Origin of the sequence: Paraburkholderia tropica, from assembly GCF_914484835.1 — a bacterium.
GTDB lineage: Bacteria > Pseudomonadota > Gammaproteobacteria > Burkholderiales > Burkholderiaceae > Paraburkholderia > Paraburkholderia tropica_A.
Window position 1 is genome coordinate 320,080 of record NZ_CAJZAR010000101.1, and the last position, 15,479, is coordinate 335,558.

Genomic DNA, 15,479 nt, shown 5'->3' on the forward strand with positions numbered 1-15,479 from the left:
GAAAGAGTGACGGGATACAACCGGCAGGCACCGCGGTATCAGCCGCCTGCTTTCAGGCGCACCACCGCGACTCGATCGGGCGATGCGCTTTCGTGAAAGAGATCGTCGAGATATTGGGCGAGTTCGTCGGCTTCGATAAAAGCCGGAATCACGAAATCCGCGTGGCGGCGTTTTCCGTCTTCGCCGACGAACCAGGCCTGCCACGCGTCGCGCACTTTCGCCACGGCAACGATACGGCCAAAGACATCGAAGCGATGCACGTCCGCCGTGCGTTCGCTTACTGGCAATTCAACACGCGCAGTCATGAGCGTGAGCCACGCGTGAGCAGCTTTTCAAAGTGGTATCCCGGCGGCGCATCCTCGCCGAAATCATGCGCCGAAAGCAAGGTATAACCGCTATGCGTATAGAGCGAAATAGCTTCCGGCTGCCGTGGCCCCGTGCCGAGAAAGACGCGCGTATAACCGAGACGCGCGGCCTCGTTCTCCAGTTCGCCGAGCACGCGCCGTGCAAGCCCCTGGCGGCGCAATGCGCGGCTCGCCCAGATGCGCTTGAACTCGGCCGTGCCCGAATCGGCATGCGGCATGAACGCGCCGCCCGCCACCGCCGTCTCTCCGCGCAGCAGCAGCACGAACGCGCCCTTGGGCGGCGCGAACAGCTCGTCGGCGTAGCGCGTCATTTCATTGCGCAGTTCCTGCGCCGGAATCACATCCTCGTAACGGCTGCGGTATTCGTATTCCAGTTCCTCGAACAAAGGCCGCGCGCGCGGATCGCGCACCGACACGCGTTCGAAACGCTCATCCAGCGCGGATGAAATGGCGATGTCGTCGAATGTCTCGATGCGTTCGCGTTTGCCCATGATGTCGTCGTCTCCGGGTGTTGTTGGGATGCCTGTCACGTTCACACCGATACCGCCGCGCGTTCCGCCTCGGCGGCCAGCCCATCGTCCGCTTCGAGGCTGCGAATCACGCTGCGCAAGAAACGCTCGCCGCTCGCGAGTTGATCGAGCGAAACGTATTCGTTGGCGCGATGTGCCTGTTCGATATGGCCCGGCCCGCACACCACGGTTGGAATCCCCGCCTGCGCGAACAGACCCGCTTCCGTACCGTAGGCAACCTTGCGGCGCTCGCGTTCGCCAGTCAGCGCGCGCACGAGTTGCGTGATCGCCGCCTCCTCGGCAGCATCGAGTCCCGGCGACGACGAGAGCCGCTCGAATTCGATCGCCGCCGCTGGATGCTCCGCGCGCATCTGCGGCAGCAGCGTCTCGCGCGCCCACGACTCGATGCGCCCAATCACCGTCTCGGGCGCCACGTTCGGCAGATTGCGGAATTCGAACGAGAAGCGACATTCGGCGGGCACGGTGTTGATCGCGTTGCCACCCTCGATCAGGCTCGTTTGCGCGGTGGTGAACGGTACGTCGAAGAGTTCATCGAACGGCCCATGCGCGCGGAATTGATCGGCGATTTCGCGGATATGGCAAATCAGGCGCGCGGCGTATTCGATCGCATTCAGCCCCTTCGGCGTCAGCGAGGAATGCGCCGCATGACCGCGCACGCAGCAGCGATACGTGTGTATGCCCTTGTGCGCGATCACCGTGCGCATGCCGGTCGGTTCGCCGACGATGCAGCCTGCCGGCCGCACGCCGCGCCGCCGCAGATCGGCGATCAGATGCGGCGCGCCCACGCAGCCGATTTCCTCGTCGTATGAAAGCGCGAAATGCAGCGGCTGCGCGAGGCGCGTCTCGCGAATGTGCGGCAGCAGCGAAAGCGCCGTACCGATAAACCCTTTCATGTCGCAGGTGCCGCGGCCAAACAGACGGCCTTCGCGCACCTCGGGCGCGAACGGATCGCTGTCCCATTGCTGCCCTGCCACCGGCACGACGTCGGTGTGCCCCGAGAGCACGATGCCGCCATCGCGCGCGCCGTCGTGCGCGGGCACGGTGGCGAAGAGATTGGCCCAGCCCGCGCGCCGGTCGTGGACCAGCGTCGCCTCGATGCCGTGGCGCGCGAGTTCGTCGCGCACGGTCTCGATCAGGCCGAGATTCGGCAGATGGCTCGTCGTGTCGATGGACACCAGGCGGCGCACCCAGTCGAGCGCGGCGGGCGAAGATTCATTCGGCGCGGCCGCCAGTGCGTCGCCGGACGATACGAAGTTGGACATCGTGAATTCCTGAAGACGGACTGCGGGGGCTGGTCAGCACGCGCGCAGACTCAATGCACTTTCGGAAAGCCGTGGCGCTCGGCGAGCAGTGCAAGAATGCGCTGCGGATCGTTGACGAAGCGACGCTCGCCGAGCGTTTGCGCGTCCTCGGGCGGTGCCTGCTCGTCGCCGAACACGAGCACGGGCAGGCCCTGATGCGCCTCGTCGAGCACCGCGACGACCGCGGGGCGCGGCCGCGCGAACGCTACGCGCTTCACGTCGAGACGCGCCACACGTGCGGGATCGCTCGCGAGCAGCCCTTCGATCGGCGCGCCGTGCGGGCAGATGAAACGTTCGCCGGGATGGGCGGGATCGGCGAAACCGGGTTCGAGCAGAATCAGAAGGTCACGGCTCATGCTGGATTGAATCCCTCGTTGGATTGATCAGGATAGTTAATGATTTTCATGGGGGTGTTCGCGTATCGCAACCAGCGTTTCGCGAAAACGTTATGCACGGCGATACTAAGACGGGCCTAAGCCACCACTAGGCCACTTCGCGGCGATCGCGCACCCCGTCCGGCGAAGCGACATCGACCCGCCGCGCGTCATGCGCGCGCCATCCGAGCCGTGGCGCAACGCGCGCGGCTACATCGTCCAGAATCTGCCGATAGTGCTCGAACGGCAGGTCGTACGGCAATTCGAGGCGCAGCTCGCTCACCTCGGCCAGCACGGGATCGGCCTGAAGCGCGTCGACGATTTCTTCCGCGCTACCGACCAGATCCGGCGCGAACAGCGTGCGCCGCTCGCCGTGCGGCATCAGCGTGCGCGCATGACGGCTCGCGGCATACGCACGGTAAAACTCGCGCGTGGCGGCGCTCGCGCTGTCGAACGGCACGATCACGCGGCCCAGCGCAATGCGCGGCGGCCGCGCGTCACTCCAGTTCGCTCGATACGCAGCGATCTGCTGCAACTGCGCCTCGCGAAAATCGTCGGTGCCCTCGCCCGCCGTGATGTTGCCGATCAGCAGATTGAAGCCGTTGCGGCTCGCCCATTCGACCGAGCGCAGCGAACCGCCGCCGTACCAGAGACGCTCGGTGAGCCCGGCCGCGTACGGCGTCACGCGCGGACGCACGCGGCCCGCCGCCGACTCGACGAACGTGTCGGTATCGCCAAGCCAGTCGCCCGCGAGGTTCTGGCGCAACCGCGCAATACGCGCATATGAAAAGTCGATTTGCTGCGGATCGGCGTCGAACAGGCGCTCGCCGAGCAAGGCGCCATGCCCCGGCGCACCCGCGCTCAGGCCCACGTTCAGCCGCCCGCGCGACAGCACATCGACACTCGCGAGATCTTCCGCGAGCCGGAACGGGTTTTCATAGCCCATCTGAATCACCGCCGCGCCGAGACCGATGCGCGTGGTGCGCTGGCTCGCCGCCGCGAGAAATGTCGCCGCCGAGGACACCGCGCGTTCGAGATGCCGCTGGCGCACCCAGGCGCTGTCGTAGCCGAGCGCTTCGCCCACGGCGAACAGGTCGAGCGATTGCTCGATTCCTTCGAGCGGCGCGTCGTCGCGATAATTGCCGGGCGTGAGGAACGCCAGGTGGTCGATCCGAATGGCGGCCATGCCGTCTCCATAGAAGCCGCGAACCGCGCGCTCAAGCGTCGCGCAGCCCCGGCGGATTGGTCTGCGATTGTGTCAGCGCCTCGGGCAGCAGCCTCCAGCGCGCGAGCGAGGCGCGGTACTGACCCGTGCGGATCACACCATTGGTGGCAAGTGTGAGGACCGGCGCGAGCCCGCTGCCCTTGCGCGTCGCCACGCCGACGTCGGCGCGCGCGGGCCAACCCGCGTTGACCTCGCCGACCTTGCGGATGCCGCCTCGCGTGGCCGCTTCGAAGGCGAGCGGCGCATCGGGGTCGAAGATCGCGTCAGCGCGCCCGGCCAGCAGCGCAAGGCGCGCGGAAGCACGGTCGTCGAAGTACAGCAGCGAAGCCGTCTTGATCCCGCGCGCCGCGTTCTGCCGGTTCCATTCGATCAGGATGCGCTCCTGGATCGTCCCGGAGTCCGTAATGATGCGCAGGCCCGCGATGTCGGCTGGCGTGCCGATCGCGTGAATGGCGCTGTCCTGCCGCACGTAGAACGCGTGCAGTCCCTGGCGGTAACTCGTGAAATCGAACTTGCGCTTGCGCGCCTCCGTGACGCCGACATTCGAAATCACCGCGTCGTACTTGCCGGACGCAAGGCCGAGCGGCCAATCCGCCCACGCAATGGTGACAAGCGCGAGCGACAGGCCGAGCGCATCGGCGAGCAGCTGCGCGTAGTCGGGGTCCGCGCCCACGATCGTGCGGGCGTCGGTCGCGTAAGTGGCGATCGGTGGCGCGAACGGCGCGACCGCCACGGTCAGCGTGCCCGCCTTCACGAGCGGCGTGGCGCCGAGCGCGCGAACGGCCTGCTGGTCTTTCACGGCGCGCAGGCGGCCGCTCTGTTGCGGGCTGAAGTCGAAGCCCGCGTCGCTCGACGCAACGACCTCGGGCGAACCCGCCGCAGCGAGCCGTGACGCCCCCAGTGCGGCCAACGCCATTACGAAGCGACGCCGCCCTGGCCGCGTCGCGACGCGTGTGCGTTCAGGCACCATCACAGCACCTTCGAGAGAAATTCGCGCGTGCGCGTATGAGCCGGATTGCCGAGCACCTGTGCGGGCGGCCCCGACTCCACCACGCGACCGCCATCCATGAAGACGACCGTGTCCGCCACTTCGCGCGCGAAACCAATCTCGTGCGTAACGATCACGAGCGTCGTTCCCGAGCGCGCCAGTTGGCGAATCACGTCGAGCACTTCGTTCACGAGTTCGGGATCGAGCGCGGAAGTCGGTTCGTCGAACAGCAACACTTTCGGCTTGAGCGCGAGCGCGCGCGCGATCGCCACACGTTGCTGCTGACCGCCGGAAAGCTGGCGCGGCCACGCATCGGCCTTGTCCGCGAGTCCGACCCGCGCGAGCAGCGCGCGCGCCTGTGCGGTCGCAACCTCGCGCGGCACGCCCGCCGCGAGCGGCGCTTCGATGACGTTGTCGAGCACGCTCAGATGCGGGAACAGATTGAAGCTCTGGAACACCATGCCGACCTCGGCGCGGCGCTTGAGGATCTCCGCTTCCTTCAGTTCGTAGAGCGTGCGCCCTTCGCGACGATAACCGACGAGTTCGCCGTCGATGTCGATGAAGCCGTCGTCGACGCTTTCGAGGTGATTGATCGTGCGCAGCAACGTCGATTTGCCCGAGCCCGACTGGCCGAGTATCACCGTCACGCTGCCGGAAGGCACCGTCAGCGAGAGGTTGTCGAGCACCTTGAGCGCGCCGAAGCTTCGCGAAACATTGTGGATGCCGACTCGGCCGCCCACGCGCTGCTGAGCCCAGCCGGATTCTGCGCCCGATTCTGCGCCCGATTCCGCAGCCGCATGCGCTGTGTCACCCGCACCACCTCGCAGCTTGCCGAGCGCCGCGCCAACGCTACGCACGACGCGCACCCCAGGCGCAGCGCCAATCGCGAGCCAGTTGCCGACCCGCGACCGCGCTGGCTGTTCGCGCGTCGCGCCGCGCGCATAGTGACGCTCGATATGCACCTGAATCGCCGAGAGCACCGTGAGTATCACGAGGTACCAGATCGTCGCGACCATCAGCAGCGGGATCACTTCGAGATTGCGGTGATAGATGATCTGCACGGTGTAGAACAGATCCGGCATCGCGAGGATATAGACCACCGAGGTGCCTTTCGCGAGCCCGATCACGTCGTTGAACGCGGTCGGCAACACGGCACGCATCGCTTGCGGCAGCACGATGCGCCACGCCTGGCGCGCATGCGGCAGACCGAGCGCCGCCGCCGCCTCGCGCTGCCCCTGATCGACCGAGAGAATGCCGCCGCGGATCGCCTCGGCAGCGAACGCGGCGTGGTTGAGTGTGAGCCCGAGTACGGCCGCGAAGAACGGCCCGATCAGATCCGCCGTAGGCGCCTGCAGCAGCGTGAGATGCGTGAACGGCACGCCGATCCACACGGTCTCGTACAGATAGCCGAGGTTGTTGAGCAACAGGAGCAGCACGATGGGCGGGATCGAGCGGAACAGCCAGACGAACGCCCACGCGAGCGCGGCGAGCAACGGCGAACGCGAGAGCCGCGCGAGCGCGATCGGCACCGCGAGCGCGAAGCCGAACGCCGCGCCCAGCGCCGTGAGCACGAGCGTGCGCCCGAGCCCTTCGAGCACCGGCTCCGCGAAGAACCACTGCGCGAACACGGACCATTCCCAGCGCGGATTGCCCAGCACCGATTGCAGCACGACGCCGATCAGCACGACGGCCAGCACCGTCCCCGCCGTGCGCGCACGATGGCGCGCGGGCACGACGTGGTAGCGCGCGTAATCGGGCGTCCCGGCCGCGTTCGCGGAGGCGTCCAGATGAGTGGTATCGCTCATGGTTTGCGGTTCCTGCTCGTGGAGTCGGTCATCACACCGCGGCGGCGGCGTAGCGGCTTTCGCGGCGCGGCAAGCCAAGGTGATCGCGCAGCGTCTGGCCCTTGAGGCGGCGGTCGTAGCGGCCACGCGCTTCCAGCACGGGGATCACGTGCTTGACGAAGTCGTCGAGCCCTTCGGCCTGCACCGGAAAGCCGAGGATGAAACCGTCGGCTGCGCCCGCGTCGAGCCAGCGGATCAGCTCGTCGGCGATCTGCTCGCCCGTGCCGAGGAACTGCGTCTTTGGCGTGGCGACTTCGAGCGCCACTTCGCGCAGCGTCGCGCCGCTGCGGCGCGCGTCGGCCTTGATGCGATCGGTGGTCGAGCGAAAGCTGTTGGTGCCGAGTTCGCCCAGTTCGGGAAACGGCGCATCGAGCGGATACTGCGAAAAGTCGTGGTGTTCGAAGAAGCGGCCCAGATAGGCGAGCGCGTCGTCGATATCGAGCAGATCGCGGATCGCCGCGTACTTTGCCTCGGCTTCTTCGAGCGTCGTGCCCACGATCGGCCCGATGCCGGGAAAGATCTTCACGTCGGAAGCATCGCGCCCGTGCTCCACCGCGCTGGCGCGCACGCGCTCGGCGAACTCGCGCGTCTCTTCGAGCGAGGGCGAATGCGTGAACACCGCGTCGGCATATTTACCGGCCAGCGCAATGCCCGACTCCGACGAGCCTGCCTGAAAGATCACCGGCTGCCCCTGCGGCGAGCGCTGAATATTGAGCGGCCCCGCCACTTCGAAGAACCGGCCTTTGTGATCGAGCGTGTGCAGCTTGTCGCGATCGAAGAAGCGGCCGCTCGCGCGATTGCGCACGAAAGCGTCGTCGTCCCAGCTGTCCCACAGGCCTTGCACAACGTCGAGATATTCATCGGCGATCTCGTAGCGCAGCTCGTGATCGGGATGTTCGCCGCCGTAGTTCTTCGCCGATCCCTCAAGCGGCGACGTCACCACATTCCATCCGGCGCGGCCGCCGCTGATCAGGTCGAGCGAAGCGAACTGGCGCGCGACCGTGAACGGATGGCTATACGAAGTCGACAAGGTGCCCGCAAGGCCGATCTTGGTCGTGGCCGTGGCGAGCGCGGAGAGAATCGAAATCGGCTCGAAACGATTGAGAAAATGCGGAATCGACTTTTCGTTGATGTAAAGGCCGTCCGCGACGAATGCGAAAGCCACGCCGTTGGCTTCGGCCTTCTGCGCGATGCCCGTTACGAAGTCGAGATTGACGCTGGCGTCCGCCGGGCCGCCAGGGTGCTTCCACGCGTTCATGTGGCCGCCCGCGCCGTGCAGCATGATGCCGAATGTGAGGTTAGGTTGTGTCATGTTCAATCCGTTCAGCGAAAGTGTGTGAAGTGAAAGCGCCCATCGACGCATGCTTCGAATGCGCAACTCACACGCGCGCGGCGTGCACGGCGTGACCCAGGCGTTCGTATGACGCGAGCCGCAACGCGTAGTCGGCAACCGGGGTGTCGATCACGAATTCCTCAATGCCGAAGCGCGCGTGTAATGCGTCGAGATCGTCGCGTACGTCTTCGGCGGTTCCGGCGATCACGTGCGGATGCAGTTCGTCGAGCCGGTAATCGGACACGCCGGTTTGCCGCGCGAATTCGGCAGCAGCCTCGGGGCTTGGCAGATTCACGCTTTGGCCGGTTGCGAGTTGCAGCTTGAAGATGCGCAGCGCCCCCACCTGCTCGCGCGCCTGTTCCGCTGTTTGCGCAGCGAAGGCGTAGAGCGCGAGCAGCGGCGCGCGGCCCGTGGCTTCACGATAGGCGTCGATGGAACGTTCGATGTTGGCTTCGTCGCCGTTGAAATGACCCGCGTAGCAGAAGGCCCAATCGTGCTCGGCGGCCAGACGCGCGCTCTCGACGCTGCCGCCCAGCAGAATGCGCTGCGGCGGTTCGGGCGGCACGGGTAAGGCCACGGCGCCCGCGAGCGGATGATCCTCGGCCACGCCCCATTTGAGGAACGCGTCGAGCTCTGCGAGCTGATGTGCGAAGTCGGGCTTCTTCGTCTTGTCGTGAAACCACTGCAACGCGCGCGTGGTGAGCGGCAATCCGCCCGGCGCCTTGCCGACACCGAGATCGACGCGGCCCGGCGCGAGCGCGGCGAGCACGCGGAACGTTTCGGCGACCTTGAACGGACTGTAATGCTGGAGCATGACGCCGCCCGAGCCCACGCGCAGCCGCGAGGTATGCGCGAGCAGATGCGAGACCACGATCTCAGGCGCGGAACTCGCCAGCCCCGGCGCGCCGTGATGCTCGGCGATCCAGTAGCGCTGATAGCCCAGCGCCTCCGCGCGCTGCGCGAGACGAATCGTGAATTGCAGCGCCTCGTGCGCGTTCGCGCCATCGGCGATTGGACTCTTGTCGAGTATCGAAAGGGACCAGGACATGTCACTCCCTTCCCGCGCGCTCACGCACGCAGGTGAAAGATTGCGAAAAACGCGCTCACACCCCGCCGGACATTATGTCCACCGCAAACCATGAGGCGTACGACTGATTTCTTCTATGCATTGCAGAAATGCCCAGCGTGCGGCTTGCATAATGCTTAAAACTGATAGCGCGCGCGCAGGTAATAAAAGCCGCCATTTACACCAATAGTCGAAGCGAACGCGTCGTACTGCGCGCCTTCGAGTTGCGCCTCGTACGGCAGCTTCGACGGATACACATCGAAGAGATTGTTGGCGCCTACTGCGATCTGGAATTTCTTCGTCACGTCGTAGCGCACTTCGACATCGGTCACATAACGCGCCGCGTTTTCGAAGTGAATGAACTGCGTGGTGGAAAACGCATTCGGACCCACGATATAGGTCTCTTCACCCGACGTCGGGCCAAAGCGCGTTTCGTGGATCGTCACGGCCCATTTGTCGCGATGCCACGTGCCGCCGATGATGATCTTGTTCTTCGGCGTCGAAGTCGTGAGCCAGCCGACCTGCTGCGCATTGAGCACGGGCTCGCCGTTCGCGTTGGTGGCCATATGCGTGATCGACGTCGTATTCAGATTCACGCCGAGATCCCAGTCCACCGCCCCCCAATGGCCGAAGCCCGTGTGCCACGTGCCCATGAGGTCGATGCCGCGCGTGCGCGTGCTCGCGCCGTTGGTGAAATAGCTCGCCGACACCGCCGATTCCGGCACCGACGACGGCACCGACAATCCGGCCGCTTCCATCGCTGCGATAGCGTCCGCGCCCGACGCCGTGCCGCCGAGAACAATGCGATTGCGGATATTCACCTGATACGCATCGAGCGTCACATGCAGGTTGTCCACGGGCGTGAGCACGAAGCCGACGTTGTAATTCGTCGATTGCTCGGACTTGAGCGGCTGCGCGCCGATGAGCTTCGCCGCAGCCGAATTGGCCGCAAGCAAGCCGCTCGCTGAAGCCGGCGACTCATTGATATTCGTGTAGTACTCCTCGGCGAGCGACGGCGCGCGGAAACCCGAGCTGACGCTGCCGCGCACCGCGAAGCGCGGCGTGAAGTCGTAACGCGTGGAGATCTTGCCGTTGGTCGTGTCGCCCACGTCGTTGTAATGCTCGTAGCGGCCCGCGAGATCGATCTGCCATTTCGGCGTGATATGCGTCGACAGGTCGATATACGTGCCGATCACGTTGCGCGACACGTCCGCTGCGCTCACCGGCGAGAGACCGGGCAATGCCTGCGAGCCGCCATACGCGTACGAGTACGGATCGCCCGCTCCCACCGTATAAGTTTCCCGGCGCTGCTCGAAGCCGAACGACACCTGCACCGGCGCGGGTAGCAGCGGAAACTGGAATGCACGCGAAAAGTCGATGTTGTTGGTGAGTTGCGTATTGCTCACCGTCGATAGATGGAAACTCGTGGGCGTGTAGCCGATCGCGTCGTAAAGCCCCGTATTGGCCGAATCGACCATGCCGATGTTCGCGTGATCGCCGCCGTAGGTCGTGCTCAGATCCCAGGCCCAGCCGAACAGGTTTTCGCCCTTCACGCCCGCCGTGACCGAAAAGTCGTTCTCGTTGATCGTTTCCTGCGGCGTGAAGCCGTTCGGATAGATCTCAGGCAGCACCGAAGGCGGACGATAGTTCTGGTACGCGCTCGCGTTGCGATGCGCATAGGTGCCGAAACCATACAGTTCGACATCGTCGCTAAGCGAATAGCCCGCGTTGAAACCCACCGATTCACGCGTGCTCGACGGATCGCCCTCGATCGGATTGTAGTAACCGTGGCCTGGCGCGTAGGTGCCGAAGTAATCGTCGGGGCCCGTGCGCACCGTGTGATTCTGGCGCGCGTATTCTGCGGCGAGATCGAAGAAACCCTTATCGCCGAGATTGAAACCGAGATTCGCCGACTCGGTGTTTTTCAAGCCATCGCCCGCGTAGGTCTGGCCCGTCGTGCTCTGCACTTCGCCGCCCTGAGACTTGCGTTTGAGAATGATATTGATGACGCCCGCGATCGCGTCGGAACCGTATTGCGCGGCGGCACCGTCACGCAGAATTTCGATGTGATCGATCAGCGCCACCGGAATCATGTCGATATCGACGCCGGTCGAGCCTTCGTTCAAACCGCCGTCAAGCGCGATATTCGCGGTGCTGTGACGACGCTTGCCGTTGACGAGCACGAGCACGTGATCAGGGCTCAGGCCGTGCAGCGAGAGCGCGTCGGTAAGTACAGCGGCATCGCCCGCGTAAGTCTCACGCACGATGGCGGGCGAGAGTTGAACGAGCGCGTCGCGCAGATTGCTCTGTCCGGTCTGCTGCAGGCGCGCCGCGCTGATGACGTCCACGGGCGTCAAGCTCTTGCTCGCCTTGGTGTCCGTGCGCGTGCCCGTCACGACGACCGTGTCTTGCTGCACGGTATCGCCGACGCGCGTAGTCGTCGTCTGCGCTGGCTGCGTGGGTTGCCCGGGCTGCGTGATGCCGGCGTCGCTCGCGGCCGCCGCTGGCGTGGCCTGCGCCCATGCTGTGCTGTGGCACGCCAGCGCGAAGGCAGCAAGTGCAAGAGTCTTCATGCGCAAGCCAGGAGCGGCCTGCCCAAAACGGGTGGCCTGTCTTTTTGTCATTGCATGCATCGGTAATCCAGTTGGCGGAGAGCTATCGGTTACGGGACGTACAGCGGGTGGGCGCGCACCTCCCCTTTCTCCCGGATTTATCCGAGTCGAAAAGGATCACTAATCAAATAACCAGAAGTACGCGGATACCGAAAAAGAGACCGGCTTACGCGGTTGAGACGGGCTGAGGGCGCAGGTTCGCGCGTCGTGGTCGCGATACCTCGATTTCGCTGAGAAATCGCGTTCTTTTCATTTTCATTTGCATGACTTATCAATCTTACGTTAATATTACGCCAGCATTCTTTGTCGTCGCGCCGTGTTGTTTCAGCGCGGTGAAAAGATAACAGTCATGTCGCGCGCTCATTAAACAATCATTTTGCGCATGGTTATTCCGCGTAATGGCCATTCGTAATCGTTAATGCGTGGGCCTTGCATGCTTCGCCGCTCGCGCACGAAATCTGGCGTATAAAAAGCAAACGGCGCACCTATGACGGCGCGCCGTGCGTTACAACGAAGTCTTTAAGTCGCGCGCCAGAGCAGTCAACGCGCGTGCTTACTCAGGTCTTCGGCAATCCTGGCGGATTCGTCGCCGAATGCGCGATACCTTCCGACTGCAAATTCCAGCGCGTGAGCACCTGCCCATACTTGCCGCTCTGGATCAGGTCGTTGAGCACCTGCGTGAGCGGCACGGCGAGACCGCTACCCTTGCGCGTCGTAATGGCCACCTCCGCCGTGCGCGGCCAGCCGCCGCTGACCGTGCCCACGAGCCGCGTTTTCCCCTGTACCGCTGCCTGCCACGCCAGCACGGCGTTCACACTGAATATCGCATCGGCGCGGCCCGCTTGCAGCGCGACGGTACGTACCGCATCGTCGTCGTAATACTGCACGGTGAGCGGTTTCAAACCGTGTGCGATATTTTCCTTGTTCCATTCGAGCAGGACCTTTTCCTGATTCGTGCCCGCATCGGTGATCACGCGCAGACCCGCGACGTCCTTCGGTTCGCGGATCGACTTGATCGGACTGCCGGTGCGCACGTAAAAGCCCAGTTCATCGCGGCGATAAGTCGAGAAGTCGAACTTTTCCTTGCGCTCCTCGGTCACGGTCACATTCGACACTACGGCATCGACCTTCCCAGACTGCAACGCGAGCGGCCAATCGGGCCACGCGAGCGTCACGAGCCGCAGCTTGCGTCCGAGGCCGTCGGCCACCACCTGTGAGAGATCCGGGTCGAAGCCGACCACGGTACGCGCATCGGTCGCGTAGGTGCTGATCGGCGGCAGCGCGGGTACGATGCCGATCGTGAGCGTGTCCTTTTCCGCGAACGCGAAGCCAGGCGGCACCGCCGTGATCGCGGCAGCGTCGGCGCTCGCGCGAGGACGGCCATGCTGCTCGGGGCTCAGATCGAATTGTTCCGCCGCCCACGTGCTGGTCGCGAGCACCGCGCCGAGACCGAGCGTGAGCGCGCCGCTCAGCAGCGCAAGCTTTTGTTTGAATGTCATGTTCGAAGGATCGATGGGGTGGATGATGGGCCACTCAGCGGCGGGCGCCGAGCGGTTCGCGGGCGCGCAGATCGTCGAGCGAATCGACGTTGCCCGGACTGCGCAAATCCTTTCCGAACGGCAGCCGCACATGAATTTCCGGCGCGATCGCACAGTCGAAAAGCGGCACGTAGTGAGTGTCGAGGTAGAGCCCCCAAGCCTCGGGTTGCCTGAATCCGGTGGTCAGATAAATGCGTTGATAACCGAGCCGTACCGCGCGCGCCTCCAGTTCCTCGACAACCCGGCGCGCGACACCTTTGCGCCGCTGACTCTCGTGCGTCCAGATACGCTTGAGTTCCGCCGTATGCGCGTCATAGCGCTTGAACGCTCCGCCGCCGACGATCTCGCCTTCTCGTTCGATGAGAATGAACGCGCCATCGGGCGGCGCGAACAGCGTGGCCGGATAGCGCGCCAACTCCTGCGCTGCCGATGCTTCGCTGTCGATACGAAATTCGCGGTATCGCGTCGCGTACTCGTGCTGCAAACCATCGAGCAACGGTTTGGCCAGCGCGTCGAGCGGCGTGGTGTCGATGATGCGGTAGCTCATAAGATGATCGTCGGGGAAGTAGCGCCGCTACATTGTTCGAATTCGGTACGGTGCAGGCAAGGTTATCCGTTCATCGAAAGGCAGTTAAGCAAGCAATTCGAATAACGTTATGGATAACTATTTATTTATTGAAAACCAATGAACGCGCGTAACAACGTACTCGCCGCAATAGCAGCGAGTGTCGGCGTCCGGGCTTCAACCCGTCTGCATGCGCGTCACACAGGTTCGGCGAGATGGAACAGGCAGTCGCCACGCTGCACGGCCGCCACTGCGCGTTGACATACGACTTCGCCCGCCGCTTCGAACGCAACCGTCACCGGCTCGCGTAGCGGCGTCTCTGGAAAGTGAATGCGCGCGGCGGGCTGGCCCGCTTCCACTCGCTGCCCGAGTTCGACAAGCGGTTCGAAAATCCCCGGTTCATAGGCATAAACGTAGTGCCGGGCGCCAGCAACACGATAGAAGCGCGTCTCATGCGGCGGTGCCTTCGGCACCAGCGGCCCCGCGAGTGCACCGATGCTGCCCAGCAAATGCAGAACGCCTTGATGCGCCTCGCGCAACAGGCGGCTTTGCACCGTGCCCGCGCCGCCTAGTTCGGTCACGATCGAGATCGCACCTTGCCGCCAGGCCGCCGTGGCGGAATGCAGCGGATTGGGGGGATGTAAAAACGCGCGCGGCAAACCGAACGCGCCGAGCAACGCACGCAAACGCATTTCCTGCTCCGTGTCGTCAGGCTGGATAGCGAGCATGTTGGCGCCATCGTAGAGCAACGAACTGCCGCCCGAATGGAAGTCGACCAGATACTGCGCGCGCGCGAGCAAAGTGTGCTCGATATAGTCGGCGATGATGGCCGTCGGCGTACCTTGCGGATCGCCCGGGAAACTGCGATTCAGATTGCCGCCGTCGAGCGGCGACGTGCGCGTGCCCGCCTGCGCGGCCGGGAAATTCGCCATCGGCAGAAAGATCAACTGGCCGCTCACCCATTGCGGCTCGATTTCGCGCAGCAATTGCGAAACGAGAATCTGGCCTTCGTATTCGTCGCCGTGATTGCCGGCCATCAGCACGACGGTTGGCCCGTCGCCGTTGCGGATCGAGGCGGCGGGGATAGGGATCCAGCCATATGCCGAGCGATGCACCGAATGCGGCAGGCGCAGATAGCCGACCTTGCGGCCCTCAGCATCGAAATCGATTTCACTGCGGATCGGATTGACCATGGAATCTCGTGAGACGCGACGGAACAGCATTCGCGGAGATCATAGGACCACCTATTGCGAGCGGTCTACGAAGGGATTGCGCGAAGGAAATCGCAGGCGGCGATATGCGAAACGCGTGTCGAAGGGAACTGATCGCCGATGCAGCTGCCGGCAACGCATCGGCATGACAGCCTGCTTATCAGGACGCGTGTGCGTCGATGATGAATGGCGCGCCGGTTTATCCGGCCGTAAGCCACGCATCGGGTCAACAACGGGTCGCAACGCATGAAGCTGCCACTAATAACTGTCACTCAAGATCGTGTCCCTAATACGGACATTCGCTTGTTTCCAATCACACGCGCACAACGATTTTCCCGAAATGTTGACCGCTGCGCAGATACGCGTATGCGGCATTCACTTCTTCGAATGGAAATGTCCGCCCTCACAAAGCGGCCATAGTGAAACATCGCATGGGAGACTGCTTCGGGTCGCACTGCACCGGTCCGCCGCCGCAGCGCGTTTCTGAGCGAGGCGTGAGTCGGTAGGCGGCCGAGGCCGTGTGGAAA

General features: G+C 64.1%; 13 protein-coding genes and 1 pseudogene. All 14 read right to left on the bottom strand.

Features of this window, described 5'->3' with window-relative positions:
• Positions 1-38 precede the first annotated feature (38 nt).
• Complete coding sequence (locus tag LDO54_RS36955) at positions 39-305, bottom strand: DUF7661 family protein (protein WP_224017797.1); 267 nt, start codon at positions 303-305, stop codon at positions 39-41.
• The gene (locus LDO54_RS36960; protein ID WP_224017800.1) at positions 302-856 is read right to left on the bottom strand and encodes a GNAT family N-acetyltransferase; all 555 of its coding nucleotides are present in this window, start codon (positions 854-856) and stop codon (positions 302-304) included. Before LDO54_RS36960 ends, LDO54_RS36955 begins: the two co-directional genes overlap by 4 nt.
• 41 nt (positions 857-897) lie before the next feature.
• Positions 898-2,157, bottom strand: a complete 1,260-nt coding sequence (gene argE, locus LDO54_RS36965) for an acetylornithine deacetylase (protein ID WP_224017802.1) — start codon at positions 2,155-2,157, stop codon at positions 898-900.
• Between the two features lie 50 nt (positions 2,158-2,207).
• Positions 2,208-2,552: a DUF3088 domain-containing protein gene (locus LDO54_RS36970; protein ID WP_224017804.1), complete on the bottom strand. Its 345-nt coding sequence runs from the start codon at positions 2,550-2,552 to the stop codon at positions 2,208-2,210.
• Between the two features lie 127 nt (positions 2,553-2,679).
• Positions 2,680-3,756, bottom strand: coding sequence for an LLM class flavin-dependent oxidoreductase (locus LDO54_RS36975; RefSeq protein ID WP_224017805.1), 1,077 nt, complete (start codon positions 3,754-3,756; stop codon positions 2,680-2,682).
• A 31-nt stretch (positions 3,757-3,787) separates the two neighbouring features.
• Positions 3,788-4,711 (bottom strand): transporter substrate-binding domain-containing protein, encoded by a 924-nt coding sequence (locus tag LDO54_RS36980; protein ID WP_224017807.1) that lies wholly within the window; start codon positions 4,709-4,711, stop codon positions 3,788-3,790.
• Between the two features lie 53 nt (positions 4,712-4,764).
• A complete protein-coding gene (locus LDO54_RS38970) occupies positions 4,765-6,588 on the bottom strand; it encodes an amino acid ABC transporter permease/ATP-binding protein (RefSeq protein ID WP_290371179.1) in 1,824 nt (607 codons plus the stop codon).
• Between the two features lie 31 nt (positions 6,589-6,619).
• Positions 6,620-7,939 (bottom strand): LLM class flavin-dependent oxidoreductase, encoded by a 1,320-nt coding sequence (locus tag LDO54_RS36995; protein ID WP_224017809.1) that lies wholly within the window; start codon positions 7,937-7,939, stop codon positions 6,620-6,622.
• 67 nt (positions 7,940-8,006) lie between these two features.
• Entirely contained in the window at positions 8,007-9,008 is a 1,002-nt protein-coding gene (locus tag LDO54_RS37000) for an LLM class flavin-dependent oxidoreductase (RefSeq protein ID WP_224017811.1), read from the bottom strand.
• 155 nt (positions 9,009-9,163) lie between these two features.
• Positions 9,164-11,599 (bottom strand): TonB-dependent receptor plug domain-containing protein, encoded by a 2,436-nt coding sequence (locus LDO54_RS37005; RefSeq protein ID WP_224017813.1) that lies wholly within the window; start codon positions 11,597-11,599, stop codon positions 9,164-9,166.
• 596 nt (positions 11,600-12,195) lie between these two features.
• Entirely contained in the window at positions 12,196-13,137 is a 942-nt protein-coding gene (locus LDO54_RS37010) for an ABC transporter substrate-binding protein (protein ID WP_224017815.1), read from the bottom strand.
• Between the two features lie 34 nt (positions 13,138-13,171).
• Positions 13,172-13,723, bottom strand: coding sequence for a GNAT family N-acetyltransferase (locus tag LDO54_RS37015; RefSeq protein ID WP_224017817.1), 552 nt, complete (start codon positions 13,721-13,723; stop codon positions 13,172-13,174).
• A 215-nt stretch (positions 13,724-13,938) separates the two neighbouring features.
• Positions 13,939-14,934: a succinylglutamate desuccinylase/aspartoacylase family protein gene (locus tag LDO54_RS37020; RefSeq protein WP_224017819.1), complete on the bottom strand. Its 996-nt coding sequence runs from the start codon at positions 14,932-14,934 to the stop codon at positions 13,939-13,941.
• Between the two features lie 331 nt (positions 14,935-15,265).
• Positions 15,266-15,340: pseudogene (locus LDO54_RS37025) on the bottom strand (hypothetical protein); the annotation flags it as partial.
• Between the last annotated feature and the right edge of the window lie 139 nt (positions 15,341-15,479).

Coding starts and splice junctions, on each gene's coding strand:
- LDO54_RS37015 (WP_224017817.1), bottom strand. CDS start 13,723: ATGAGCTACCGCATCATCGACACCACGCCGCTCGACGCGCTGGCCAAA.
- LDO54_RS36970 (WP_224017804.1), bottom strand. CDS start 2,552: ATGAGCCGTGACCTTCTGATTCTGCTCGAACCCGGTTTCGCCGATCCC.
- LDO54_RS38970 (WP_290371179.1), bottom strand. CDS start 6,588: ATGAGCGATACCACTCATCTGGACGCCTCCGCGAACGCGGCCGGGACG.
- LDO54_RS36975 (WP_224017805.1), bottom strand. CDS start 3,756: ATGGCCGCCATTCGGATCGACCACCTGGCGTTCCTCACGCCCGGCAAT.
- LDO54_RS36960 (WP_224017800.1), bottom strand. CDS start 856: ATGGGCAAACGCGAACGCATCGAGACATTCGACGACATCGCCATTTCA.
- LDO54_RS37010 (WP_224017815.1), bottom strand. CDS start 13,137: ATGACATTCAAACAAAAGCTTGCGCTGCTGAGCGGCGCGCTCACGCTC.
- LDO54_RS37020 (WP_224017819.1), bottom strand. CDS start 14,934: ATGGTCAATCCGATCCGCAGTGAAATCGATTTCGATGCTGAGGGCCGC.
- LDO54_RS36955 (WP_224017797.1), bottom strand. CDS start 305: ATGACTGCGCGTGTTGAATTGCCAGTAAGCGAACGCACGGCGGACGTG.
- LDO54_RS36995 (WP_224017809.1), bottom strand. CDS start 7,939: ATGACACAACCTAACCTCACATTCGGCATCATGCTGCACGGCGCGGGC.
- argE (WP_224017802.1), bottom strand. CDS start 2,157: ATGTCCAACTTCGTATCGTCCGGCGACGCACTGGCGGCCGCGCCGAAT.
- LDO54_RS36980 (WP_224017807.1), bottom strand. CDS start 4,711: ATGGCGTTGGCCGCACTGGGGGCGTCACGGCTCGCTGCGGCGGGTTCG.
- LDO54_RS37000 (WP_224017811.1), bottom strand. CDS start 9,008: ATGTCCTGGTCCCTTTCGATACTCGACAAGAGTCCAATCGCCGATGGC.
- LDO54_RS37005 (WP_224017813.1), bottom strand. CDS start 11,599: ATGAAGACTCTTGCACTTGCTGCCTTCGCGCTGGCGTGCCACAGCACA.